This window comes from Marinilactibacillus piezotolerans (assembly GCF_900169305.1).
GTDB classification, from domain to species: domain Bacteria; phylum Bacillota; class Bacilli; order Lactobacillales; family Carnobacteriaceae_A; genus Marinilactibacillus; species Marinilactibacillus piezotolerans_A.
This window is the reverse complement of sequence record NZ_FWDP01000004.1, coordinates 154,828-179,784: the sequence shown is the minus strand read 5'-3', so window position 1 is coordinate 179,784 and position 24,957 is coordinate 154,828. Positions and strand designations below refer to the sequence as shown.

General features: G+C 38.9%; 23 protein-coding genes. 2 read left to right on the top strand and 21 right to left on the bottom strand.

Features of this window, described 5'->3' with window-relative positions; genetic code table 11:
• Nucleotides 1–12 precede the first annotated feature (12 nt).
• The 16 genes from rpsT to pdhA all read right to left on the bottom strand — a co-directional run bounded on the left by rpsT (nucleotide 13) and on the right by pdhA (nucleotide 16,654).
• Nucleotides 13–264: a 30S ribosomal protein S20 gene (gene rpsT / locus B6F02_RS04870; protein ID WP_080146252.1), complete on the bottom strand. Its 252-nt coding sequence runs from the start codon at nucleotides 262–264 to the stop codon at nucleotides 13–15.
• A gap of 169 nt (nucleotides 265–433) precedes the next feature.
• Entirely contained in the window at nucleotides 434–1,483 is a 1,050-nt protein-coding gene (gene holA / locus B6F02_RS04865) for a DNA polymerase III subunit delta (protein ID WP_080146251.1), read from the bottom strand.
• A gap of 15 nt (nucleotides 1,484–1,498) precedes the next feature.
• Nucleotides 1,499–3,871 (bottom strand): DNA internalization-related competence protein ComEC/Rec2, encoded by a 2,373-nt coding sequence (locus B6F02_RS04860; RefSeq protein ID WP_080146250.1) that lies wholly within the window; start codon nucleotides 3,869–3,871, stop codon nucleotides 1,499–1,501.
• A gap of 9 nt (nucleotides 3,872–3,880) precedes the next feature.
• Entirely contained in the window at nucleotides 3,881–4,375 is a 495-nt protein-coding gene (locus B6F02_RS04855; protein WP_080146249.1) for a ComE operon protein 2, read from the bottom strand.
• A 111-nt stretch (nucleotides 4,376–4,486) separates the two neighbouring features.
• A complete protein-coding gene (locus B6F02_RS04850; RefSeq protein ID WP_080146248.1) occupies nucleotides 4,487–5,221 on the bottom strand; it encodes a helix-hairpin-helix domain-containing protein in 735 nt (244 codons plus the stop codon).
• A 112-nt stretch (nucleotides 5,222–5,333) separates the two neighbouring features.
• Nucleotides 5,334–6,422, bottom strand: a complete 1,089-nt coding sequence (locus B6F02_RS04845; RefSeq protein ID WP_080146247.1) for a SepM family pheromone-processing serine protease — start codon at nucleotides 6,420–6,422, stop codon at nucleotides 5,334–5,336.
• Nucleotides 6,423–6,443: 21 nt separating this feature from the next.
• Nucleotides 6,444–6,932 (bottom strand): pantetheine-phosphate adenylyltransferase, encoded by a 489-nt coding sequence (coaD, locus tag B6F02_RS04840; RefSeq protein ID WP_179128527.1) that lies wholly within the window; start codon nucleotides 6,930–6,932, stop codon nucleotides 6,444–6,446.
• Nucleotides 6,929–7,489: a 16S rRNA (guanine(966)-N(2))-methyltransferase RsmD gene (rsmD, locus tag B6F02_RS04835; protein WP_080146245.1), complete on the bottom strand. Its 561-nt coding sequence runs from the start codon at nucleotides 7,487–7,489 to the stop codon at nucleotides 6,929–6,931. The genes coaD and rsmD overlap by 4 nt, the downstream gene beginning before the upstream one ends.
• A gap of 8 nt (nucleotides 7,490–7,497) precedes the next feature.
• Nucleotides 7,498–7,833, bottom strand: a complete 336-nt coding sequence (locus B6F02_RS04830) for a YlbG family protein (protein ID WP_080146244.1) — start codon at nucleotides 7,831–7,833, stop codon at nucleotides 7,498–7,500.
• 85 nt (nucleotides 7,834–7,918) lie between these two features.
• Nucleotides 7,919–8,188: a DUF1507 family protein gene (locus B6F02_RS04825; protein ID WP_080146243.1), complete on the bottom strand. Its 270-nt coding sequence runs from the start codon at nucleotides 8,186–8,188 to the stop codon at nucleotides 7,919–7,921.
• A gap of 138 nt (nucleotides 8,189–8,326) precedes the next feature.
• Nucleotides 8,327–10,156, bottom strand: a complete 1,830-nt coding sequence (typA, locus tag B6F02_RS04820; protein ID WP_080146242.1) for a translational GTPase TypA — start codon at nucleotides 10,154–10,156, stop codon at nucleotides 8,327–8,329.
• 208 nt (nucleotides 10,157–10,364) lie between these two features.
• Complete coding sequence (locus B6F02_RS04815; protein WP_080146241.1) at nucleotides 10,365–11,141, bottom strand: inositol monophosphatase family protein; 777 nt, start codon at nucleotides 11,139–11,141, stop codon at nucleotides 10,365–10,367.
• Between the two features lie 157 nt (nucleotides 11,142–11,298).
• Nucleotides 11,299–12,705 (bottom strand): dihydrolipoyl dehydrogenase, encoded by a 1,407-nt coding sequence (gene lpdA, locus B6F02_RS04810; RefSeq protein ID WP_080146240.1) that lies wholly within the window; start codon nucleotides 12,703–12,705, stop codon nucleotides 11,299–11,301.
• 12 nt (nucleotides 12,706–12,717) lie between these two features.
• Nucleotides 12,718–14,382: a 2-oxo acid dehydrogenase subunit E2 gene (locus B6F02_RS04805; protein ID WP_080146239.1), complete on the bottom strand. Its 1,665-nt coding sequence runs from the start codon at nucleotides 14,380–14,382 to the stop codon at nucleotides 12,718–12,720.
• Between the two features lie 185 nt (nucleotides 14,383–14,567).
• Nucleotides 14,568–15,545, bottom strand: a complete 978-nt coding sequence (locus B6F02_RS04800; protein ID WP_080146238.1) for an alpha-ketoacid dehydrogenase subunit beta — start codon at nucleotides 15,543–15,545, stop codon at nucleotides 14,568–14,570.
• A gap of 2 nt (nucleotides 15,546–15,547) precedes the next feature.
• Entirely contained in the window at nucleotides 15,548–16,654 is a 1,107-nt protein-coding gene (pdhA, locus tag B6F02_RS04795) for a pyruvate dehydrogenase (acetyl-transferring) E1 component subunit alpha (protein WP_080146237.1), read from the bottom strand.
• A gap of 497 nt (nucleotides 16,655–17,151) precedes the next feature.
• Between pdhA and def the strand changes: the two genes are divergently transcribed.
• The gene (gene def, locus B6F02_RS04790) at nucleotides 17,152–17,718 is read left to right on the top strand and encodes a peptide deformylase (protein WP_080146236.1); all 567 of its coding nucleotides are present in this window, start codon (nucleotides 17,152–17,154) and stop codon (nucleotides 17,716–17,718) included.
• A 92-nt stretch (nucleotides 17,719–17,810) separates the two neighbouring features.
• Here the strand turns inward: def and B6F02_RS04785 are convergent, their stop codons facing one another.
• Nucleotides 17,811–19,148, bottom strand: a complete 1,338-nt coding sequence (locus B6F02_RS04785; protein ID WP_179128526.1) for a DUF1576 domain-containing protein — start codon at nucleotides 19,146–19,148, stop codon at nucleotides 17,811–17,813.
• A gap of 305 nt (nucleotides 19,149–19,453) precedes the next feature.
• On the bottom strand, nucleotides 19,454–20,233 hold the full coding sequence (locus B6F02_RS04780) for a Cof-type HAD-IIB family hydrolase (RefSeq protein WP_080146234.1): 780 nt from the start codon (nucleotides 20,231–20,233) through the stop codon (nucleotides 19,454–19,456).
• A gap of 413 nt (nucleotides 20,234–20,646) precedes the next feature.
• Between B6F02_RS04780 and rnjA the strand changes: the two genes are divergently transcribed.
• Nucleotides 20,647–22,317: a ribonuclease J1 gene (rnjA, locus tag B6F02_RS04775; RefSeq protein WP_080146233.1), complete on the top strand. Its 1,671-nt coding sequence runs from the start codon at nucleotides 20,647–20,649 to the stop codon at nucleotides 22,315–22,317.
• Between the two features lie 53 nt (nucleotides 22,318–22,370).
• Here the strand turns inward: rnjA and B6F02_RS04770 are convergent, their stop codons facing one another.
• From B6F02_RS04770 to liaF, 3 genes are all read right to left on the bottom strand, one after another.
• Entirely contained in the window at nucleotides 22,371–23,003 is a 633-nt protein-coding gene (locus tag B6F02_RS04770; RefSeq protein WP_080146232.1) for a response regulator transcription factor, read from the bottom strand.
• Nucleotides 23,000–23,806, bottom strand: coding sequence for a sensor histidine kinase (locus B6F02_RS04765; RefSeq protein ID WP_256864650.1), 807 nt, complete (start codon nucleotides 23,804–23,806; stop codon nucleotides 23,000–23,002). The genes B6F02_RS04770 and B6F02_RS04765 overlap by 4 nt, the downstream gene beginning before the upstream one ends.
• 248 nt (nucleotides 23,807–24,054) lie before the next feature.
• Nucleotides 24,055–24,792, bottom strand: coding sequence for a cell wall-active antibiotics response protein LiaF (liaF, locus tag B6F02_RS04760; protein ID WP_179128525.1), 738 nt, complete (start codon nucleotides 24,790–24,792; stop codon nucleotides 24,055–24,057).
• Nucleotides 24,793–24,957: the final 165 nt, after the last annotated feature.

The following is a 24,957-nucleotide window of genomic DNA, read 5'->3' as shown; positions in this document are numbered from 1 at the left end:
TCAATTAAGACATTATCCTAATTTTTTTGATAAACGAGACTTGTCGCGGGCAGCTTTGTTTTTGTGGATTAATCCTTTAGTTGCTGCTGCATCAATGGCTTTTGCTGCTTGGTTAAATAACTCAGCTGCATTGTCTTGTCCGTTTTCAACCGCTGTTAAATATTTTTTCTTAGCACTACGCATAGCGGATACTTGCGAAATGTTGTTAGCGTTCTTTTTAACATCTTGGCGTTGACGTTTGATTGTTTGCACCATATTTGGCATATTCAAAACACTCCTTTATAAGAAATTCTTTAAATCCGGCAGATTCATTATTCTACATAGATAGATTCTACAAAGAATGTTTAAAATCGCCTTCTCTATTCCGTTGATTTTCAACATTCTCCATTGTACATTATTCTAAAAAATTATGCAATATTTCTATGCATAAACTTTAAAGATTCTTTTGAAGTACTGGGGTCTGATCTGTAAAATTCAGTATAAACAGTTCTACTTGCAGCTCAGGATGCACTTGTCCGGATTTAATCCGGAAGTCAGCATCAATCAACTGGTGATGGGCAAGCGACAAGACACTCTGATCAAACTTCTTTTCTTTTTGAAGTGCCAGCTTTACTCTATAAGGATGCACTTTCAACAGCTTGGCAATATCTGCTTGCTGATACCCTTTTTTTCTCAGTATTTTTACCTGCAGCAGCAAACGAAACTGTCCGATCATCAAAGCAATTATTTTGATCGGATCTTCTTTTTGCATCAACAGATCCTGGTAAAGTTCAATTGACTGCTGTGCTTGTCGGCTTAAGACTAGATCATTTAGTTCAAAAATGTTCTGTTCCAATGTTTTTGGCACTAATGACCTCACTGTCGAAATAGAAATCCGTTTGTCTTGCTGATGAAAAATCATCAGTTTGTCCAGCTCCTGCATGCCTTTTGAAAGGTTTCTGTCTGTCAGTTTCAGTAGTTCTTCCAGAGCATCTGTGTCAATCGCAAAATCCTGTGATTGACAGGCTTGTTGAATATAAGATTTGATTTCATTTTCATTCATGGGATCTACATTGATGACCTCTGAATGTTTTAAAAGTGTTTTCGTCAGTTTTTTCCTTTTATCCAGTTTATCATAAGGTGCAAATAGGACCAGCACTGTAAATTCTGAAGGATTTTGAACATACTTTTCCAAATATTCAGTATTATGATCGGGTCCATTTGAAACAGTTTTCCCAGTGAGAAAAAAGGGATGCTGAATAAAAATCAGCCGTTTGTCCCCAAAAAACGGGAAGGACTCTGCTTCTTGTATCGCTAGGTCAATCGTTGTTTCTCGCATATCAAACTGCCCAAAATTAAAGTCTGTGGCTTCTTCATCCAAAACGGAGTTCAGTAATGCAAATTTTACCTTTTCACTTAAAACATGCTCCGTACCTTGGACGAGATAGACTGGAGCATGTTGTTTGCTTTTGATTTTTTGTAGCTGTTTATTTAATCCACTCATATTGAGCTCCTCACTCTAATTCATCTCAGCTGGTATTGCGGTCTTAAATGCTGTCTTAGGCTTTTTCTGCATAGGCAGCTGCAGATAAGTGAACATCACTGCCCCTTGCTGATCAGTTCGATACAGCTTTGCCTGAACTGCTTTCAATCGTTTGACGACTTCAGCATGGGGATGTCCGTAAAAATTATTCTGCCCACTGGATATAAGAGCGACAGCAGGGCTCACTTTATTTACAAATGTCTCCTGTGAAGAAGTTTTGCTTCCATGATGGGCAACTTTCAGTATATCAGCCTTTAACCCCGGGTAGTAAGATAATAATTCATTTTCTCCACCAGATTCCACATCTCCAGTGAATAACCACTTTTGTCCCCCGATTTTTCCGTATAAGACTAAAGAAGCATCGTTTTTACTGATTTCGTCTGTTACGTTTGTTTCTGTTAAAGGATATAAGACCATCAGATCTGGTCCAACTCGTTCTTGTTTGGCTGCATTGACTGCATTCAGACTAATAGACTGTTTTTTAATCAGCGGATAGCTCTCTTGTATAATTGGGTCCAACAGCGTACGTTTTGTTGCAGTGATCTCTGTTGTCGGCATATCTTCTAAAATGTCTTTTAATGCGCCAACATGATCTGTATCTGCATGGGTTAAAATCAGTTGATCCAAGTTAGGAACACCCAAAGATTTTAAAGAGGGAATAACTATATCATTCCCTACTGAATATGGCGCTTCAGCTTTGGCCCATTCTTCTTTTTCTTTCCAATCCACTGCTCCTCCTGTGTCGATCAGATAGTTGCCGCGACCAAAAGGCTCTTTGATCAACAACGCATCTCCTTGACCGATATCCAGCATGACAACTTTGCCGGCAGGAGAATAAACTTCAGAAAACAAGCCTATAACAATAAGCGAACCAGCTGCCCACCATTGCCAACGATTACACCTTTTGATAGATTTTTCAAAATTGATAAACAACCAGGTAACACCTATCAGCATTATAGTCATTCCAATTATGGATAACCTGCCTGTAATAATATTAAAGGATGCACTGCTGCTGATGGCTTCCACAAGCTTTTCCAGATAGTTCAAGCATAGATCGGCCATGAAAACTAAACCTTCCAGCCAAGGAAGGAACATTAAGACAGGAATACTGATCAAGAGACCTATCAGCAGCGGAAGCACTAGATAAGAGAATAAAGGTACAAATACTAGATTCAATAATAAAACAACCCAAGAAAACTCATAGAAATGATAGGTCAAAATAGGCAGACTGACTAATGAAATAAGCCCATTCAATAAAATAACCGATTTAACGGCAGGCTGTTTAATAAACCAGGTTTGACCGCTAAGGAATATGAGAATGCCGCTTAAAAGATAGCTTAACTGAAACCCAGCCGAATAGATTTGGTATGGATCGACTATTAATGCTAGAAGCATTGTATAAGACCATATATCCAGCGAAGAGATGTTTAGTTTCAGCAAACGGCTTCCCAGTCGCAACACCGCTTGAATCACTGCCCTAAAGACACTGATCCCAAATCCAGCCATTAGTCCATATACAGGAAGCAGACAAAAAAGAATCAAAGCTGTTTTCTCTTTTGTGACCGTTAATCGAAGCAGTATTTTTTCAACAAAAGCAATCAGAAATGAGATATGCAGACCTGAAATACTTAACAGATGAACAATACCAAGCGCTCGGTAATTTTCTAAAGTAGAATCATTTAATGCTCTTTTATCTGCAAACAGCAATGCCTTCAGATAGCTGGCTGGTTTTCCTTGTATATACTGATCAATAAAGTTAAAAAAATCAGATCTCACCTTATCGATCTGATAAGCAAGAGAATAAAGTGATTGATGGGCTTCTGCCGGTTCTATTTTTTCGGCTTTTAAGGTCCAGTAGATCTGTTTTCTTTTCAGGTAAGCACGGTAGTCAAATTGGTTAAAGTTTCTAGCTGTACTCGGTTGCTTTAAACCACCTGTGATTTTCAACATTTCAGGCATCTCTTTTGTTTGCCACCGTTCTTTTTCCTCTTGTTCTGAGAAACGATAGGTTACTACGATTTCTTCTGTCTGATTGTTTTGATTTTTTGTCTGACCTGTAAATCTTAACTGATCTCCATCTATTCTAACAGTTGTCTGCTCTACTGCTGTAATGAACACGGGTTGCTGATCTGTAAGAACACTTTCCTGCTTAAGCTGCTGAGTAAAGGTCAGCAAAAAAAACAGACTGCCCCAAGCTAGAGAGTGGCATACTATTTTTTTATTTCTCGTAAAAATGATTCTTAAACAAATCATACAGACTGCTATAAGCGGCAGCAGTGCGAACTGTTCAAGAACGAACACAGCAACCGCCAGAGAAAAGAGGGCCGGATAGATATAAACGCCTTTCAATAGAAATGCTTATCGTTCTGTTTCGGTAGTTAGATCTGAACTGTAAAAATGACCTATGGATTGAAATAAATCTTTTGGAACTTCAACTTGCTCGTATTCTACACGTGCATGCTCCAATAGTTCTATTGCATAAGGATTATTATGGTAGTCTTTTAGATAGTAGATTTTCTGTATGCCTGCCTGAATGATCATTTTTGTACATTGCAAACACGGGAAGTGTGTAACATAGATATCCGCACCTTCTGTTTTTACTCCAAATTTTGAGCATTGGAGTATTGCATTCATTTCAGCATGAACTGTACGGACACAATGACCTTCAACGACGTAACAGCCAAGTTCACTGCAGTGGACATCTCCGCTGACCGATCCATTATACCCGCCCGAAATCACTCGTTTTTCTCTGACGATAGCAGCTCCAACTGCTAGTCTTGTACATGTACTTCGCATGGCCAAAAGCATGCTTTGGGAAATGAAGTATTGATTCCAGGGAATTCTGTTTTTCATTTAGCAGTTTCCTTTCGATAAGATAGCTTATTTAAGTATCTCTATTCTCGGATAAAAGTTCCCGTGTCTATAGTATACAAGAGAGTTTTTTCCGAAGCAATTCTACATTGACTACTCTACCATAATTTCATTTTTTAAGTTTTCAAAAATCTTTTCACCGATGCCAGAAACGTTTTTAATTTCCTCAATCGTTTTAAATCCGCCGTTTTCTTCTCGATACTGGATGATAGACTGTGCTCTTACCTCTCCAATCCCATTTAAAGTGATTAGTTCAGATGCGGCTGCTTCATTTATATTGACCAGAGTTACTGTATTTGATGCAGATTCTGCTGTCTGTTCCGGTTGTATCGCAGGTTGAAAAGTTTTTTCACCCTTTTCGGGCACATAGATCATCATTTGGTCTTCCAGCAGTTTAGCCTGATTAACTTGCTGGTTTTCTGCATCCTTCGTTAATCCGCCAGCTGCTTTGACAGCATCTGCAACTCTGTCTCCAGATTGAAATTCGTAAACGCCCGGTTGATCAACCGCTCCTTTTATATCAACGACTAAAGCTTTATTTTCTAGAGCAGAATGTGGTGGTTGACTTTCAGTTTCGGATACTGTTGTTTCAGGATCGCTTGTCGGTTTCTCTGAAGATAATGTTGAAGACGCTTCTGATGATTCACTCAAAAGTGCTTCAACTGAATCTGTTTGTTCAGCTGAGGTTGCATTGTCTTCATTCTGCTGTATCAATAAGGTTATGCCCAGTAAACAGATTACTACCATTGAAAAACATATCACTTTTGTTTGAAGGCTAAGATTTTTTATCCATTCAATAACATCAGATTTTTCTGAAAATCCAAACATCTCTCCATCCCTCCTCAAGCAACCTCTATTAGATATATTATCCAATCTTTTTGAAAGTCATCAGTTAAAAATAAAAAAAGAACCAGACACTAAGGTCTGATTCCTCTATTGATTATGCAACTAATAGATTGTTTACCTGTTTTGAACTCGGCAGACTCGCTTCAACGCTGCTTTGTTCTAGATAGTCAATCGCATCATTCAACGATTGAACAGGAACGATTACCATATCCGTACCAATATCTTCTGCAGTATTAACGGCAATTTCATAATTGGTTTCATACTCAGGATATTGCTCTTTCAATTCCGGTTCAAGCTCATTGTGCGGAGCAAAAAAGATTACAGCACCTTCTTTGTCAGCAGCAACGATTTTCTTGTCGATGCCACCGATTGGTCCAACCGAACCATCATCTGCAATCGTCCCCGTACCGGCAATTCTTCTGCCGTCTTTTAGGTTTGATTGGGTAATCTGAGAATAAATCTGCAGGGAATACATCAAACCAGCTGAAGGTCCGCCGATTTCCCCAGAGTGTACACTGACTTCCGGATCGGTTTCTACTGTCGACTGGTCGACTAGAGTAATGCCGATACCTGGTTGTCCAGTTTCTTCTAACTGAACCAGCTCACCTTCTGAAACGTAGTCGGTACCATTCCGCTGATACTCAATCGACACCGTCTGTCCTACCTCTTGGTTTTTAATATACTCCATGAATGCTTCCGTATTTTCGAAAGTTGTCCCATCAATTCCCGTAATCACATCTCCCATCTGGAGACTCTCAGCAAAACTAGAATTCTCAGTGACACTCATCACATAGACGCCATTATAGGTTAAGTCATAAGGCTGCTCTGCTGCGTCAAAAGCAGCGACGACAGCAGAGTGAATGGAACTTTCCATATAATAGCGCTGCAGCATATTATATTGCTCATAATTTTCAATTTCTCCAAATAACGCGGACTCGGGTACTACATCTGTATAAGGTAAGAATTGCGATAAATAAGTAAAAGGCGTCGCTTGCATGATTGATACTGTCGTCATCATATAAGTACCCGGATCTTCTGCATATTCTCCATCTACTTCAATCATTGTATCTAACTCCAGTGCACCACCGGGACGTTCAATATAGTAAGGAATCGGTTGAAGGAAGAATAAGTAAAGCACTACAATGATAACGATTCCTTTAACCCAAATTGGAATTCTTTTCAATCTATTCGCCTGCTTTCACTATTACTGTAAATGATTTTGCAATTTTTCAAGTACGACCTTAGGCACTAATTTATTTAGATCTCCATCAAATTTAGCCACTTCTTTAATTAGAGAAGAACTGATAAAGCGGTACTTTTCATCAGACATTAAAAAAATCGTTTCAATGTCTGCAGCTTGCGTTTTATTCATTGAGGCAATATCCATTTCGTACTCCATGTCTTTTACAGAACGGATTCCTCGGACCAGAGCTTTTACACCCAGAGATCTCGCAAGTTCCACAGTCAGCCCGCCGCTATGCTTGATGACCGAAACATTTTGAATATTTTGTTGAGCCATTACACTGGAAATGATTTCTATTCTCTGATCCATTGTAAAAAGCGATTGTTTTGAGGTATTCTCACTAACTGAAATATATACTTCATCAAATAAGGCTGCGGCTCTAGCAACAATGTTTAAATGCCCGTAAGTAAACGGATCAAAGCTGCCTGCATATAGAGCTTTTATTTTCACGATAGTTCACCCGCTTCATAAACCGTAATTTTAGTCGTGCCGTACACTTTTTCTTTAATGACTTCCATTCCAGCTGAGCGCTGTGGAAGTTCAATTGATTTATCCGTTTCGCATAAGATCAGTGCTTTTGGACTAATCAGTTTTTTTGAGCTGAGTTCATTGATGATGTCAGAGATTTCCTGCAGCGCATAAGGAGGATCTAACAGGATAAGGTCAAAAGCAGTCCCTTTACTTTCTAACTCTGCAAGGGCTTGACGATCTTTCTTTTTTAATACCGTAAACTTATCTGGTTCTTTCGTCATTTGGATGTTTTCTTTTATAATCTGAATTGCTTTATAGTTAGAGTCAACGAGAACAGCATGATCCATTCCTCTCGATACGGCTTCGATGCCTAAAGATCCGCTTCCTGAATAAAGATCCAAGACATTCCCGCCATCGAAGTACGGACCGATCATATGAAATACTGCTTCTTTTATTTTATCCGTTGTCGGTCTAGTTGAATCACCCGGTACGGCTTTCAATCGTCTACCGCCATATTCTCCTGATATTACTCTCATAGGTCCCCTCAGTTCCATCCAGAAGAAAGCTGATTGAAAATAGAGATTTCTTTACTTTCCTCTTCTTTTTTCCGCTGTGCTGCCAATATTCTGACTTCGTCTAATACACCGTCAAATGTTTTAGGCATCTCACACTGATAACATTCTTCTACATTTTTAACAAAATGCTGCTTCAATAAATTTTGCTGAGTAGTGTCTTTATCTTTTTTATCGACATACAGCAGCGCATAATTCATATTTTTTGAAACGTAATGGACCAGTCCGTATCGTTTTAATTTATTGATATATTTTGTAGTATAGACCCAAACAATAAGTCCGGTTCTCTCATGTTCCTGTGTTAACATTTTGCTTTTCTCCTTTATTCTAATTCGTCGAATTTATAAAAAAAACCACTCGAATAGAGAGGATTTTTTTATAACTTAATTAAAATCATTCATATTCACTAAAGGCATCATTCATCATATCATTTAGATGCTTTTCTAATTCACTAAGGAGCAGCTGACCTTCTTGTTCCTCAATCAAGTTCATGGTGATTGCAAACTCAACTTTTTTTGAAAATCCGAACATCTGCGTATCTATCACTTCTTCAAATGCAGGACAAGTCATACATAAATGTTTCTGGTTTAAAATTAAACTTGAAATATTGTTGGCATCTTCCATTAATACATCTTTAGCCAATGCATGTTGTAATCGATCCATATGGCCAACTCCTTTAGTCTACTATTATCTGTATTATATCACAAAAGTATTGGGTTACAAGGTGCTTCGAACACTGATCCTCTTACACACGCAAAAAACCAGCAGAGTAAAATCTGCTGGTTTTTTCCTGATTTTTAATTATTTAGAACGTTTGCTTGCTTTTTCACGCAAGTTTTTGTTTAGGATTTTTTTACGTAGTCGGATGGACTCAGGTGTAACTTCACAATACTCATCTTCTGCCAAGAATTCTAATGATTCTTCAAGCGTCAAGATTCGCGGACGTTTAATGACGTTCGTCTGGTCTTTATTTGCAGAACGAATATTTGTTTTTTGTTTTTCTTTTGTTAAGTTTACAGACAAGTCGTTGTCACGGTTGTGTTGTCCAACAATCATACCTTCGTATACTTCTGTACCTGGTTCAACAAAGATGACTCCACGGTCTTCCAAGTTCATGATACCATAAGTTGTTGCTGTACCATTTTCCATAGAGACCAGCGCACCATTACGACGTTCGCCAGCTCCGCCGGCTACCATTGGAAGATACTGATCGAATGTATGGTTCAAGATACCGTATCCGCGAGTCATTGAAAGGAATTCATTAGTAAATCCAATCAATCCACGAGCAGGTGCTTGGAAGATCAAACGAACTTGACCATTTCCAGTATGGACCATATCCTGCATTTCTGCTTTACGTTGTCCAAGGTTTTCAATAACAGAACCCATATACTCTTCAGGAGTATCAATTTGAACACGTTCAAAAGGCTCGTGTTTTTTACCGTTGATTTCACGGATAATCACTTCAGGACGAGAAACCTGCAACTCGAAACCTTCACGACGCAGGTTTTCGATCAGAATAGACAAGTGTAATTCTCCACGACCAGAAACGATCCATGCATCAGGTGAATCCGTAGGGTCCACTCGAAGAGAAACATCTGTTTGTAATTCCATGTTCAATCTTTCATTCAATTTGCTTGAAGTAACCCATTTACCTTCACGACCTGAGAATGGAGAGTTGTTGACCAAGAAAGTCATTTGTAACGTTGGTTCATCAATACGAAGGATCGGTAATGGATCCACATGATCTGTAGGCGTTACTGTCTCTCCAACGAAGATGTCTTCAAAACCAGATACGGCAATCAAATCACCAGATTTAGCTTCTTGAATTTCTTCACGCTCTAATCCGAAGAAACCAAATAATTTAGTTACACGGAAGTTTTTAGTTGTACCATCTAATTTACTTAAAGTAACGTTGTCTCCAACTTTGATCGTTCCACGGAATACACGTCCAATTCCGATACGTCCTACATAGTCATTGTAATCAAGTAAAGAAACTTGGAATTGCAATGGTTCAGAACTGTTATCTTCTGGTGCTGGAGTTTCTTTAAGAATAGTTTCAAAAATAGGATCCATTGTATCTTTTTGATCTTCTGGCTCATCAGAGAAGCTGCTTGTTCCATTCAAAGCAGAAGCATAGATAACCGGGAATTCTAATTGTTCTTCATCAGCATCTAGTTCGATCAATAGATCTAATACTTCATCCAGAACTTCTTTAGGACGAGCAGTTGGCTTGTCAATTTTATTCACAACTACGATTGGACGCAGTTTCTGTTCTAAGGCTTTTTTCAGTACAAAACGTGTTTGCGGCATTGTACCTTCGTACGCATCGACAACAAGAATAACCCCATCAACCATTTTCATGATACGTTCTACTTCACCACCGAAGTCGGCGTGACCAGGTGTGTCCAAAATATTGATACGAGTATCTTGATATTTTACAGCTGTATTTTTAGCAAGAATCGTGATACCACGTTCTTTTTCTAAATCGTTTGAGTCCATTGCACGTTCACCCATTTTGTTACGAGTATCAAGTGTATCAGACTGTTTTAGTAATTCGTCCACTAACGTTGTTTTACCGTGGTCAACGTGGGCAATAATTGCAATATTACGAATATCATTTCTTAATTCCATATTATTCTCTCCTTAATCGTTGCGATGAGGCTTTCCATTTATATCTTAATTCAACCTGTCCAGTGAAACCGAATGAATTTCCACACAAAAAAACACTTATTCTTGGTGTGACTCTTACGCAAGAATAAATGCTTAAGTCATTGGACCTTTGTAACCACTTCTTATTATAACAGCTATTTTCTGAAAAACATAATCTTTTTTCAAACTATTAAGAAATATTTGTCATAATTTCGTCGTAAGCACGCGGTGTTGCAAAAATTGTCTTGTTTCTATTCAGTAAATTAACCTCTGTACCGTCAAATTGCCTAATTTTAAATCCGAATTCTTCTAAAATGACTTTTCCAGGAGCAATATCCCAAGGGCTTAATTTGGAGGCAATATAGCCAATGACATTTCCTTTAGCTAATTCAATGACTTCGAGCCCAGCTGAACCTAACATTCTAACACCCATTGACTGATCAGCTAGTTTACGATATTCACTAAACTGATCTTTGGTCATCAGTTGACTGTTGGTAGCCAGCAATCCTTCTGTCAGAGATTTGTTTTCAGGTTTCTCGACAGGTTCCTCGTTACAGTAGACTCCTTGTCCTTTAACCGCATGGTACAAACGCTTTTGAGTAACATCGTAAATGTAGCCTTGCTGTCCAATACCATTCTCATAAACGCCAATCATAACAGCAAAATTTTCTTGTTGCAGAACAAAATTTAAGGTTCCGTCAATTGGATCAATAAACCAGACTGTTCCATCCAAGTCTTCTAACTCATCCCCAAATCCTTCTTCTCCACAAATCCGGTCATTTGGGAATTGGGTTCTGATTTTATCTGTCAATGCTTTTTCAATTTGCTTATCCATATTCGTCACTAAATCATTTCGGGCTGATTTTTCTTCTATGTTCAATCTTTCTGATTTAGCTGCTTCAATTTTTTCAGCAGTTTCTGCTATCCATTCTTTGATTAATTTATCTCTTTCTTGAATATCTGCCATTGCTTTCCCTCTTTTCTTCTTTCTCATTTCTATTGTAGTGGAATTCATTTGTCGTTTCAAAAGATAGGTCGCCGTTTATTTAGTCTATTTTTATTTATTCTATGTATAGAAAAATCGAGTGCCGGCGCCGACACTCGATCATCCAGATATTGAGTTCTTACATGTGGATTGGTAGTCCTAGAGCTGCTTCAGCAGCATCCATAACTGTTTCACCTAGAGAAGGGTGTCCGTGGATGGTCAATGCAAGATCCTCTGCATTCATCCCACTTTCAATAGCCAAGCCCAGTTCAGCGATCACGTCTGATGCACTGTGTCCAGCAACTTGAGCTCCAAGGATTACATGGTCTTCTTTTGTTGTTACTAGGCGTACAAATCCTTCAGTTGCGTTTAGAGACAGTGCACGTCCATTTCCTCCAAGAGGGAATTTAGTTGTCTTGATGTCTAAACCTTTTTCTTTAGCTTCTGATTCAGTTAAACCAACTGATGCGATTTCAGGATCAGTAAAGGCAACAGCAGGAAGTGCACGGTAATCAACAGCAACTTTTTTACCAGAAATTGCTTCTGCAGCAATTTTAGCTTCATAGCTTGCTTTGTGAGCAAGTGCAGGTCCAGGAACAACATCTCCGATAGCGTAAATGCTGTCAACGCTTGTACGACCTTGATTATCTACTTCGATTAAACCGCGATCGCTCATTTTAACGCCCGCTTGTTCAAGTCCAAGTTCATCAGTATTAGGACGACGGCCAACAGTAACAAGTACGTAGTCAACGTCAAGAGATTCTTCTTTACCATTTGCTTCATAAGTGACTGTAACGCCATCGTCGTTTTTAACGGCTTCTTTAGCCATTGCATTTGTAACGATATTTACGCCGCGGTTTTTAAAGTTTTTCTCAACTAACTTAACCATGTCTTTATCAAAGCCGTTAAGAATTGAAGGTAAACCTTCAAGGATCGTGATTTCAGTACCTAAGTTAGCATATACACCTGCTAATTCAGAACCGATGTATCCACCACCAACGATTGCCATTTTTTTAGGCACTTCAGTTAAGTTTAATGCACCAGTAGAATCTAATACACGATCACTGAATTTAAATCCAGGTATTTGCACCGGACGGCTGCCTGTGGCAATAATCGCATTGTTGAAAGAGTAAGTTTGAGCACTGTCTTCGCCCATAACACGCATAGTGTGTTCGTCGTTGAAGAAAGCTTCTCCCATAAGGATCTCAACTTTATTCTTTTTAAGAAGCATTTCTACTCCTTTAGTTAATTTGTCAACAACTTGAGTTTTTTTCCACTCTTGTGTTTTACTGAAATCAAGTGTTACGTTTTCAGTTGATACACCAAATACTTCAGAATCTAATGATTCTTGATATTTGTGACCAGCAGTGATTAATGCTTTAGAAGGAATACATCCTACGTTCAAGCAAACACCGCCAATATATTCTTTTTCTACAATGGCAACTTTTTGTCCCATTTGCGCAGCGCGGATGGCAGCTACATAGCCGCCAGGACCAGCACCAACTACAACTGTATCTAGTTCAATTGCGAAATCTCCTACAACCATTTAAATTTCACCTTAGCCTTCCATTAATAGTAAATCAGGGTCAGAAAGTAATCTCTTCAATTCGTTCATTGCTGCTTGACCAGTTGCACCGTCAATAATACGGTGGTCAAATACAAGAGACAATGGAAGCATTGGAGCAGCTACGATTTCACCTTCAGCATTTACGATCGGTTTCTTGAATGAGCGTCCAACACCTAAAATCGCCACTTCTGGGTGGTTGATGATCGGTGTAAAGAATTGACCGTTAACTGAACCAATGTTAGAGATAGAAATTGATCCATCAGCCATGTCGCTTCCTTTAAGTTTTCCGTCGTGTGCTTTAGCAGCTAATTCGTTGATTTCATCAGCGATATCAAAGATTGATTTAGTATTCGCATCAGCTACAACTGGAACGTAAAGTCCTTGTTCAGTATCAGCAGCAATACCAATATTAAAGTAGTTTTTGTACACAACTTCATCAGTCGTATCATCGATTGATGCATTCAATGCTGGGTATTTTTTCATTACAGAAATCAATGCTTTGACGATATATGGTAAGAACGTTAATTTAGTACCGCGTTCAGCAGCGATCGCTTTAAATTTAGTACGGTGAGCAATGACTTTAGTAAAGTCTACTTCGTCAAACAATGCAACTGAAGGAATTGTCAACGTGCTGTTGACCATTGCTTTAGCGATCGCTTTACGAGTCGTACTCATTTTCTCGCGTGTTTCTTGATCTGAACGACCAGATTTAAACGGTTTAACATCAGCAGAAACTGCTTTTGAAGAACCAGCAGCCTGAGAGCTTGCTTGAGCTTTTTCTTCTTTTGGTGCAGCTGTTTCTTGTGCAGGTGATGCTTGAGCAGAAGCTCCACCGCCAGATACGAAGTTATCGATATCTTCACGAGTTGTACGTCCGCCTTTACCTGTAGCATCAACTAAGCTGATGTCTACATCTTTTTCACGAGCGTATTGGCGTACAGACGGCATAGCTAGAACGCGTTTGTCAGGGTTTGAAGTTTTAACAATTTCTCCTGAAGTTGCGCCTTCAGAACCAGCTGGATCATTTTTGGCTGTTCCTGCTGCAGCTTCAGATGAAGACATTGCAGTTTCAGTCACTGTTTCTTCAGTTCCGTGTCCTTCAGCAGCGATTTCAACGATTGGGTCGCCTACTGCAGCTACTGTTCCCGGCTCTACCAAGAATTTTTGAATTGTACCATCTACTGGAGATGCCAGTTCTTCAACAGATTTATCGTTTTGAATTTCAGCGATCGAGTCGCCTTCTTCTACTGTGTCTCCTTCTGAGACTAACCAGCTGACGATTTCACCTTCTGCCATTCCTTCTCCAACGTCTGGAAGTTTGAATGTAAATGTTCCAGTTGAACCTGAAGCGTTGGATGATGCTTCAGCAGCCGGTTGTTCAGCTTGTGCCGGAGCTGAATCTTCTTCAGATTCATATCCTTCTGCATCGATTTCAACGATTGGATCGCCTACTGCAGCCACTGTTCCTGGCTCTACCAAGAATTTTTTGATTGTACCGTCTACTGGAGATGCTAGTTCTTCAACAGATTTGTCATTTTGAATTTCAGCGATTGAGTCGCCTTCTTCTACTGTGTCTCCTTCTGAGACTAACCAGCTGACGATTTCGCCTTCTGCCATTCCTTCTCCAACGTCAGGGAGTTTAAATGTAAAAGCCATGTTTGCGCTCTTCCCTTCTTAATTAATGATTTTTATCATATAAGGTTGTATTTACTTTGCGTTCTGCACTCTATACAACGATAGGAAGAAAAACCAAGTCAGACTGCCTAGGATGCTGGCCCAGTTTTTCTCCTCTTGTCGTTATAGTGTTTGTTTCGAAATCAGTATAACAAAATCAGGTTTAATTAAAAGTTAACTGCTTCTTTGATTGCTTCAGTAATATCATCTGCACTTGGCAACCAAGTGTTTTCGATTTGACCAAATGGATAGATTGTATCTGGTGCAGATACAAATCCGATTGGTGCTTCAAGTGAAAGAACTGCACGTTGAGAAACTTCAGAGATTACTGTGTTACCAACACCAGCTTGACGTTGAGCTTCTTGAACCATAATCATACGGCCGGTTTTCTCAACAGAAGCTACAACTGTTTCATAATCGATCGGAGAAACTGTACGCAAGTCGATCACTTCAACAGAAGTTCCATCTGCTTCAAGTTTTTCAGCTGCTTTAAGAGCTTCACGAACCATATATCCATAAGCTACAACTGTTACATCAGTACCTTCTTTAGCTACTGCTGCTTTTCCAATTGGAACAGTGTATTGTTCTTCAGGTACTTCGTCACGGAATGAACGATAAAGTTTCATATGCTCTAAGAATACAACCGGATCGTTTTCACGAATTGCTTGAGTTAATAGTCCTTTAGCATCATAAGGGTTTGATGGAATAACAACTTTCAATCCAGGAGATTGAGCCATTAAACCTTCTAAACTATCTGCATGCATTTCCGGAGTATGAACTCCGCCACCGAACGGTGAACGGATAACAACCGGCATATTCATTTTTCCACCCATACGGTAACGAGTACGAGCGATTTGACCAACGATTGAGTCCATTACTTCGAATACGAATCCGAAGAACTGGATTTCAGCAACTGGACGGAATCCTTGAACAGCAAGACCAAATGCCATACCGCCGATACCAGATTCTGCAAGTGGAGTATCGTTTACTCTATCTTCGCCGTGTTTATCGTAAAGACCTTGAGTTGCACGGAAAACACCGCCGTTTTTTCCAACATCTTCTCCGAAAATCAAGACTTTTTCATCACGAGCTAATTCTTGATCTAAAGCTTCAGTGATTGCTTGAATCATAGTTAGGTTCGCCATGCTTATTTACTCTCCTTTGCTTGATATTTCTCAACCTGCTCTTTGATGTTTTGACCAGGAGCATCATACATATTTTCCAAGAATTCAGAAACTTTCATTTTTGGTGCTTGGTCAGCTTGTTTAGCAGCTTGTTTAATTTCTTCTTTTGTTTGTTCGATCAATTCTTCTTCACGTTCTGTCGACCATAGGCCTTTTTCAGTTAAGAAATTGCGGAAACGGATTAGTGGATCGCGTTGTTCCCAGTAATCGAATGATTCTTGTTCACGGTAACGAGTAGGATCATCACCAGAAGTTGAGTGAGGTCCGAAACGAGAAGTAATCGTTTCAATAAGAACAGGACCATTTCCTGCTGCTGCCCACTCACGAGCTTGTTTTGATACAGCGTAAACTGCTAGAGGATCCATACCATCTACTTGGATACCAGGAATTCCTGCTGCTGCTGCTTTTTGAGCTAATGCATTAGCTGCTGATTGTTTTTCTCGCGGCGTTGAGATTGCATATCCGTTGTTTTGGATATAGAATACGATCGGCGCTTTGTAACGTCCGGCAAAGTTCATACCTTCGTAAACGTCACCTTGTGAAGAACCGCCGTCACCAGTATAAGTGAACGTTACTTCGTCTTCTTTACCAGCAAGTTTTTGTCCTACTGCATTCCCCATCGCTTGGATGTATTGCGCTCCAATGATGATTTGCGGTGGAATAGCTTTAAGATCTTCAGGGAAGTTGTTTCCTTCTACGTGTCCACGTGACCACAAGAACGCTTGTGATACAGGTAAACCGTGTTGGATCAATTGAGGGACATCACGGTACCCAGGATATAACCAATCTGTTTTCTTGAATGCGAAGTGACTTGCTAATTGAGATGCTTCTTGTCCCATAGTAGGTGCATAGAACCCTAGACGTCCTTGACGAGCTAAAGCCATAGAGCGATCATGTAACACACGTGACCACACCATTCTCTCCATTAATTCTACTAACTGTTCATCTGATAAATCAGGCATAATGTCTTCATTTACGACTTTTCCATCTTTATCAAGAATCTGAACCATCGGAAACGAAGCTTCAATTGAGCTTAATAGTGCTTCGTAATCAACTGGTTGCTTTGCCATAGACTACCCATTCCTCTCTTGTTATTAAAAGTTTTATTTTTGTATTGAAACAGCTCCAAATAACTGTATCAATTTTCTCGATTCCTTTTTTAATCTACCATGCATCCGTTTTTTTTGCAAGTCAAACCATTCATATTTATACGGCAAAACATTGATATTATAAGGTTATATGCAGTTTGTGAATTTAATCACTAAAATTGTGTTTCAATCTTAATTTTTTTTAAAACAGATGCTGAAAGAAATAAAAGTAATACAGAGTTTTCATCTGTTATATAATATTTTTTGAATCCCTTTATCTGTTTTTCAAATTCTTAAAGCTATACTACATGTGATTATTTTCACTATTTAACATATTATCTTTTTTTAGATTTTACACTTACCCATTTATACTGATGATTCCCAATTCAAGTCCAGACCAGCGTGCAATCAAATGCGAAACCTGTTAAACTATTACAGATGATTATATAATATACTGGATTCATTAAGGAGTGTTTGCATTGATTACCATGGAAGATGTTATCCGCGAAGGACATCCCACATTACGATTAACAGCTGAAGAGGTTGAAACACCATTATCAGAAGAAGTAATACAGTTAGCGGAAGATCTGTTACAATTTTTAAAAAACAGCCAAGATCCTGAAATTGCTGAGCAGCATGCTTTGCGTGCCGGTGTTGGAATTGCAGCTCCTCAAGTAAATGTCTCTAAACGTTTATTAGCTGTCCACGTTCCTTCTACTGATGAAGAATCTGACGAACCAGAATACAGTGCCATTCTGATTAATCCTAAAATTGTCAGCCATTCTGTTCAGCAGACTTGTCTGCCTGACGGTGAAGGATGTTTGTCGGTTGATCGAGAAGTACCAGGAATCGTTCCCCGACATAAACGCATTACAGTGGAATATATTGATCTTAACGGTAAAAAACACAAAGAACGTTTAAGAGGATATCCGGCAATCGTCGTACAGCACGAGATTGATCACTTGAATGGTGTCATGTTTTATGACCGTATTGATCCTGAGAACCCCCTTGCTCTTCCAGATGGCATCGACGTTTTAGGCAGTTGATTAAAAAAAGCTGAGAACAGATCGACTCACGCAGTTTAGAATGAAAGTTTTCTAGACCTGTGCAGTCGAGTTCTCAGCTTTTTTATTCTTTATTAAGACTGTTCTTGTTCTATTTCTTCTGCAGGATCCACCGGTTCTCTCATCTCGCGTCTTTTCTCTCTATGGTATTGAACAGCTTCAAGAAGCGGAATCATTAAAGCCGCTACAAAACCGCCAGCAAATCCATTGTTGTATAGATTAATCCCGCCGTGCAAATAACTGGTATTGCTGACAACAGTCAAATGGAGTCCTCCTGCAAGCATCCCCATTATCAGACCATACCTTCCGGCAATAGGAGCAATTGTTGTACCAAATAATCCAGCTATAATAACAGATGTATCACTCATATCATAACCATTTACATATCCAATCAGTGCTACTCCTAGTAAAATCGGCAATACATTTTTAACATGTTTTCCAAAAGCTCCGAAACCTACAACCGTTAAAATGCCGCCGATTGTCGGTCCATTCAGTTCTCCTCCAAGACAAAGTACAAACGCCATTGAAATAAACCCCAACAAAGACATATTGATCAGCGTTAGACTGAATCCTGTTTTATCTAAGTAATCCGTCGAAAGTTGTCCGGAATGTTTTGTGATTGAACTGTACCCTTTAAAGGACCATTCATTCAAATATAATCCATAAGCAAGACTGATAGCGAACAGCAGAAAAAACAGGATCGACAAAGGAACATTATATCCGCTCGATAAGAGGGAAACAGGTTCAATGACGACTCCGGTGGATCTCAGTATTGAAGTAAAAACGGTCCCGACGACACCGCTGGAAAATCCAATATTATATAAACTGAAACCTTTGGTGAATAAAACAAAATGATGAGCTAACGGAGGTAAAATGAATCCCGCTGCAAAGCCTGCTGCACTACCCATAAGGATACCGGGGACAATCGGCAATCCGATGTTGAATGTAATTTCATTAACGAGCGGTCCAAGAGCTGTTCCAAAAAGAGCAGCCAGCAGCGACTTCTTGGCAGAGACTTTTGTCATCCAGGCATATGAGAAGGCTCCCGCCACGATCGGCATAGAATTATAGAGGTTTTTTCCGAACAAAGAAAAGGCGGCAACAGTGAAAACAGCAGCAATCAAGGTTCCATTAATTCTGGCCTTTGTCATTTTAATGAGTAAAATTGCATGTATAGTCAGAATCCCTGAGTTAAAGAATGCTGCCCCTGCACTCGTTAAAGCAAAATAATCTGTCGTTAAATTTGAAGGGGTCGTCAGTATTTTTACTTGACCCATAATAATCTCTTCAACAGAATTGAAAAAGAAAGCAATGAACACAAATATACAAGCAAATCCTAGTAGGAATCTAAGCAGTGTCTTCTGTGACACATGACTATAAGGTAAAATCGACCTTTCACTATTGATATCCATAAACATCTCCTTTTTTATCATCTGACAGTTATTCTGATTAAAATCGATTAACTACAAATAGTAAGTGAATATTGATTATAACGAACGTTCGTGATCGTTTCAACAAATTCATGATATTTACGTCCTCTATACTGCAAGCCTTTACTTATTTAGATGTTCTCTCTCTGCTACTTTTTACTTTGTTTCTGTATGAAAAGCCTATGGATCATTTCTTTGGTAATGCGATTTAAATGAATGCGGTTCACTTGTTCGATTTGTTTTCTAATTTTGTCTTCTGATTATTTCTACTGTTTTAAAGCTTAGTCTTAAATAAGCTCCAGTTTCTTAAGTGCTTTGTAAATACCATCCTGATTGTTGGTATCTGTCACCATCTCAGCAACTTCTTTTACAATCGTTTCTCCATTGCCCATTGCTATACCTAATCCGACGTTTTTAATCATTTCGTAATCGTTCAATCCGTCTCCAAAGGCAATGATATCTTTTTTTGCGAATCCTTTATCCGTCGATAACTTTAAGATGGTCTCAAACTTAGAACCATCCGCCGGTAATACATCTACGCCGGAAGTATGCCATCTGACGAACCTGAACTCCGGAAACTGTCCGTCTTCATATAAGTGTCTTTCTTCTTCACTGTAAAAAACAAGCGCTTGAGTCAGAGAATGATTTTTATAGAATAATCGATCTTGTTCTGGAACTGCAAATCCAACATGGTTCATTCCTGCTTGAACTTCAGGATATATCTCTTGACTTCGTCTCTTTAGGGTCACGGCTGTTTCGTATATCAGCTGATGACCATTATGATCCGCAATTTTGATCAGACGTTCTACTGCATCAGGATCCAATGGATTAAGAAAGACTTCTTCATGGTGAAAGAATCCTGCTGCTCCATTGCAGACAATGTAGTTATGCATATCCAGTTCCTCGATCAGCTCTTTAGCCATCAATGCATTCCGGCCTGTTGCAATCGCTACTTCATGTCCTTTTTCTTGCAGCGATTTAATAGCCTCTCTGGTGCTGTCTAAAATAGTCTTTTCATCCGTCAGTAATGTACCGTCAATATCAAAATAAATAAATTTTTTAGTCATTGCGTACTCCTTAATTGATTTGTTTATGATCCGTTTATATCAGTATACACAAAATAGTTTACGGCGTGTAATCCATTTCACACAACCCTTGTTTATTTCACTTGCTGATTTCTTTATGATAAAACCGTCTTAATCAACCTTGTTATATGAGCCTCCCACGCTTCTTCTATACTTATTTACATTAGTATGGTAAAATACAATCAGCTGTTGGTAATCTTATACCAACCCATCGGACGGATATAAAAAGTGAAAAGGAATGAACGAGCCATTTTCTGATCATCTATCAAACTGGCTTTTTTCATAATATACAAAACCAGTCTATTGATGAACTGCCTTTGTATATAGGTTTATTTGTCTTAGAATAAACTCTTATAAAATCTGAATGAAAACAATGTTAAGAAGGAGATTTATTAATGAAGCCGAATATCAAAAACAATGAAGCGGCCATCTTTGCTCTAGGTGGCTTGAATGAGATTGGAAAAAACACTTATGGTGTTCAGTTCCAAGACGAAATTATACTGATCGATGCTGGAATCAAGTTCCCGGAAGATGATTTGCTGGGAATCGATTATGTGATTCCAGATTACTCGTATATTATTGAGAACAAAGACAAAATACAGGGACTATTTATCACACATGGTCATGAAGATCACGTGGGTGGTGTACCGTTCTTACTGAGACAGTTGAATATTCCTGTCTACGCAGGCAAATTGGCTTTGGCACTGATTCGCAACAAATTAAATGAACACCAACTATTGAGATCTGCAGAACTTCATGAAATCAATGAAGATGTCGTGATTAAGTTCAGAAAAACGTCTGTCTCATTTTTCCGTACGACACACAGTGTGCCGGAATCGTTTGGTATTGTTGTTAAGACCCCTAATGGTAATATTGTTCAAACCGGTGACTTCAAATTTGATTTCACACCAGTCGGTGAACCAGCTGACTTGCATAAAATGGCTAAGATCGGTGAAGAAGGTGTACTAGCCTTACTTTCTGATAGTACAAATGCTGAAGTACCGAATTTCACGAAATCTGAACAAATGGTAGGAGATTCTATTCAGAATCTGCTGAAGAAAATTGATGGCCGTATCATTTTCGCTACCTTTGCATCTAATATTTCCAGAGTACAACAAGTTGTCAAGGCAGCGAATCAAACTGGACGTAAAATCGCCGTATTCGGAAGAAGTATGGTGACTTCTTTAGAAACTGGTCAAGAACTAGGATATATTGAAGCTGAAGAAGGCACTTTCATCCACCCAAATGAACTAAAACGCTATAAAGATAACGAAGTACTGATTTTATGTACCGGTTCTCAAGGGGAACCGATGGCTGCTTTGAGTCGTGTTGCAAACGGAACGCACCGTCAGATCTCCATTCAGCCCGGTGATTCTGTTATCTTCTCTAGTTCACCGATTCCCGGTAATACTGTGAGCGTAAATCGTGTCATCAATCAGCTGCTTGAAGCTGGTGCTAACGTGATCCACGGTAAAGTCAATAATATTCATACTTCCGGTCACGGTGGTCAAGAGGAGCAGAAACTAATGCTTCGCCTAATGAAACCTAAATTCTTTATTCCTATCCATGGCGAACATCGTATGCAACGTATCCATGCAAATCTTGCGCAACAGACTGGTGTTCCAGAAGAAAACTGTTTTATCTTAGATAATGGAGAAATTGTTGCTTTTACCGAAGACAGTGCAAGAAGAGCCGGAGAATTCAATGCTCAAGATGTGTATGTCGACGGCAGCGGAATCGGAGATATTGGTAATGTGGTGTTGAAAGACCGTAAATTACTATCTGATAACGGATTGGTAGTTGTAGTAGCCACGATTGATACCAATAAGCGTACTGTTCTGGCAGGACCAGATATTATTTCTAGAGGCTTCATCTACATGCGAGAATCCGAGAAATTGATTCATCAAGCTCAGAAAGTTGCTTTTGAAAGTATTCAGCGTTCTTTCGAATATAAACAAGTCAATGAATATAAAATGCGTAATGATCTGATTGACGATATTAAGCAATTCTTATTTGCTGAAACAGAACGCAGACCGATCATCTTACCTGTTATTCTGACGAAATAAGTTGAACAAATGAAAAAACGCCTGACAGATAAAAGTCTGTCAGGCGTTTTCTGCTATTCTACTAAATCATGTCTGAAGGCATAAATGGCTGCCTGTGTACGATCTTCTACTTGCAGCTTAGATAAAATATTCGATACATGAGTCTTCACCGTCTTCAGCGTGATAAACAAAGAATCTGCTATCTCCTGGTTTGAATAGCCTTGAGAAATTAATTGCAGTACCTCTTTTTCTCGATTCGTCAAATCATCGTGAAGGATCATCTGCGGCTGACTAGTCTCGCGGTCCATTATCTTTTCTGTTACTTCTGTTTCAAAATAAGGATCACCGTTATATGTAGAACGGATCGCTTCAGCGATCTCGCTTGCTGAAGAAGTTTTTAATAAATACCCTGAAGCACCAGCCTCCATTGCCGGGAAAACTTTTTCGTCATCAATAAAACTGGTCAGAATAATAATTTTGGCTTCCGGCCAGTCTTGTAAGATCTTTTGAGTCGCTTCAATCCCATCCATTACTTCCATAACTAAATCCATCAGAATAATATCCGGTTTCTCTTTTAACGACAACTCGTACCCTTGTTGTCCATTCTCTGCCTCTCCGACTACAGCAATATCTTCTTGAATAGAAAAGTAAGATGATAATCCCAAGCGTACCATTTGATGATCATCTACTAATAAAAGTCGTATCATTTTTCTCCTCCTGTTACGATTGGTATGCTGATCTCTATGCTTGTCCCCTTTTCTGGGAATGAGATAATTTTGACGTTGCCGCCAATTCCATTGATTCTCTCGCGAATATTTTCCAGCCCATAACTGCCAGATTTCTTTTCACTCATATCAAAGCCGATTCCATCATCTATGACTCTTAATAACACTGTCTCTCGAACTGTCTTTAAATAGACTTCCAGTTCATCCGCCTTCGCATGTCTTAAAACATTGGAAAGCAGTTCTTGTACGATACGGAATAGATGATCTTCAATTCCATCTGCCAATCGAACATTTTCAATTTCAAACTTTATGTCTGTATTGATTTTAGTACATAACTCTTTCAGCAGCTGCTCGATACCTTGTTTGAGTGTTTTACCGTCCAGCTTAACCGGTCTCAGGTGGAGTAATAAGGCCCGCATCTCTGTCTGGGAATCATTGATGATTTTTTCAATTAAATTCAATTGCGTTTTCAATTGATCCTCTATTTGATCATATTGTTGATTCACGGCGCTCAACATCATAGAAGCAGCAAACAGCTGCTGACTCACCGAGTCATGGAGTTCTCTCGCAATGCGGTGTCTTTCCTGTTCAAGAATCTCAACTTTTGTTTCATTGTTCAGTTGTGTAGAACGCTGACTGGCACTGATGGCTTCTTCTGCCATTCCCATCAGCTTTTCATGAAGCTGAATAAATTGACGGTCAATTTCTTTATTAACTTGAAGCGGTGTATCTAAAGAGTACATATCCAAAAAGATTGAAGCAGAGTAATGTCCTTTCGACATCATTTTGAGCCCTTCTTCTACCTTTTTGAGTTTCTTTCTTTCGAATGATTTCATATAGGCTAACATAATAAACGTTAAAAATATAGAAAAAAAGATTAAATAGGAAATCAAAGAGAAGCCGGCAAAATGATACTGAAAAATCATGAACAACCCATTCTCATCTGTAAATACAAAACAGATAAATAAGGTGAAGAGAAAAATAAGAAGGAAAAATAAGAAAAAATATTTGCTGAACTGCATAGCATTTTTTCTCATATAAAAATCACCTCTACTTCACCCACCAATAAATTCAAGACTATCTTAATATTTCTTGAATTTTCAGCATAAGCTGGAGATTGCCATTTTAGTGTTTCGTTCTTAAGATCCAAAACGTCGTTATCTACCTTTACTTTGCCTAAAAGCAAAGAGACATCCAACGATACACCTGCTTCCTCAGGAATGAGCAATTTAATATCCCCGATTCCCTGTCTGATCATAACGATATTCTCTTTTTTCGGCAAAATCGTATTTCCCAGATCGACTACTGTGTCACCGAGCACTTTAGAAAAGTTCACATCTTCCCATTCGTAGATATCTTTACCGATCGAATGATCGCCGAACCATTTGTTTCTAGACATTTGAACAGATTCTTCTCGGTTTTCTTTGAACTTCACAGAAACAAATTCTTTTTCGCGCCACTTTGGCTGCTTCTTTGTCAATGGATCTTTTACTGTCTGGAACATTTTATGATCGTCTCCAACTTTAAAAATGAGCAGCACAATGAGAATGACCCAGGCAGCACTGGTAAAGAAGATAGAAAGAACAAAAATAATCAGACCGAGCCAAAAAAGATTCCCTTGTCGTTTGTTTGATCTTGATAGTCTGTCAGAAAACAGCATTAAGACGATTCCTAAAAAAAATAAAATTAGAATCGAACGAGTTGTTATGATATCAAACAACAGCCAGATTCCAAGCAAACCCATAATTAATTTGAATAATGGACGATTCATTTTACATGCTCCTTGCATTGGATTGTATGTATAGTATATCGAATATTGTCAGTAATAGCACTACGCTTTCTTAAAAATCAGTCTAAAGTATGACGCTGAATCGCAAAAAATGACGTCGGTGATAAATCACCAACGCCATCTTTAAAGAACTGATTTTAAACTGAT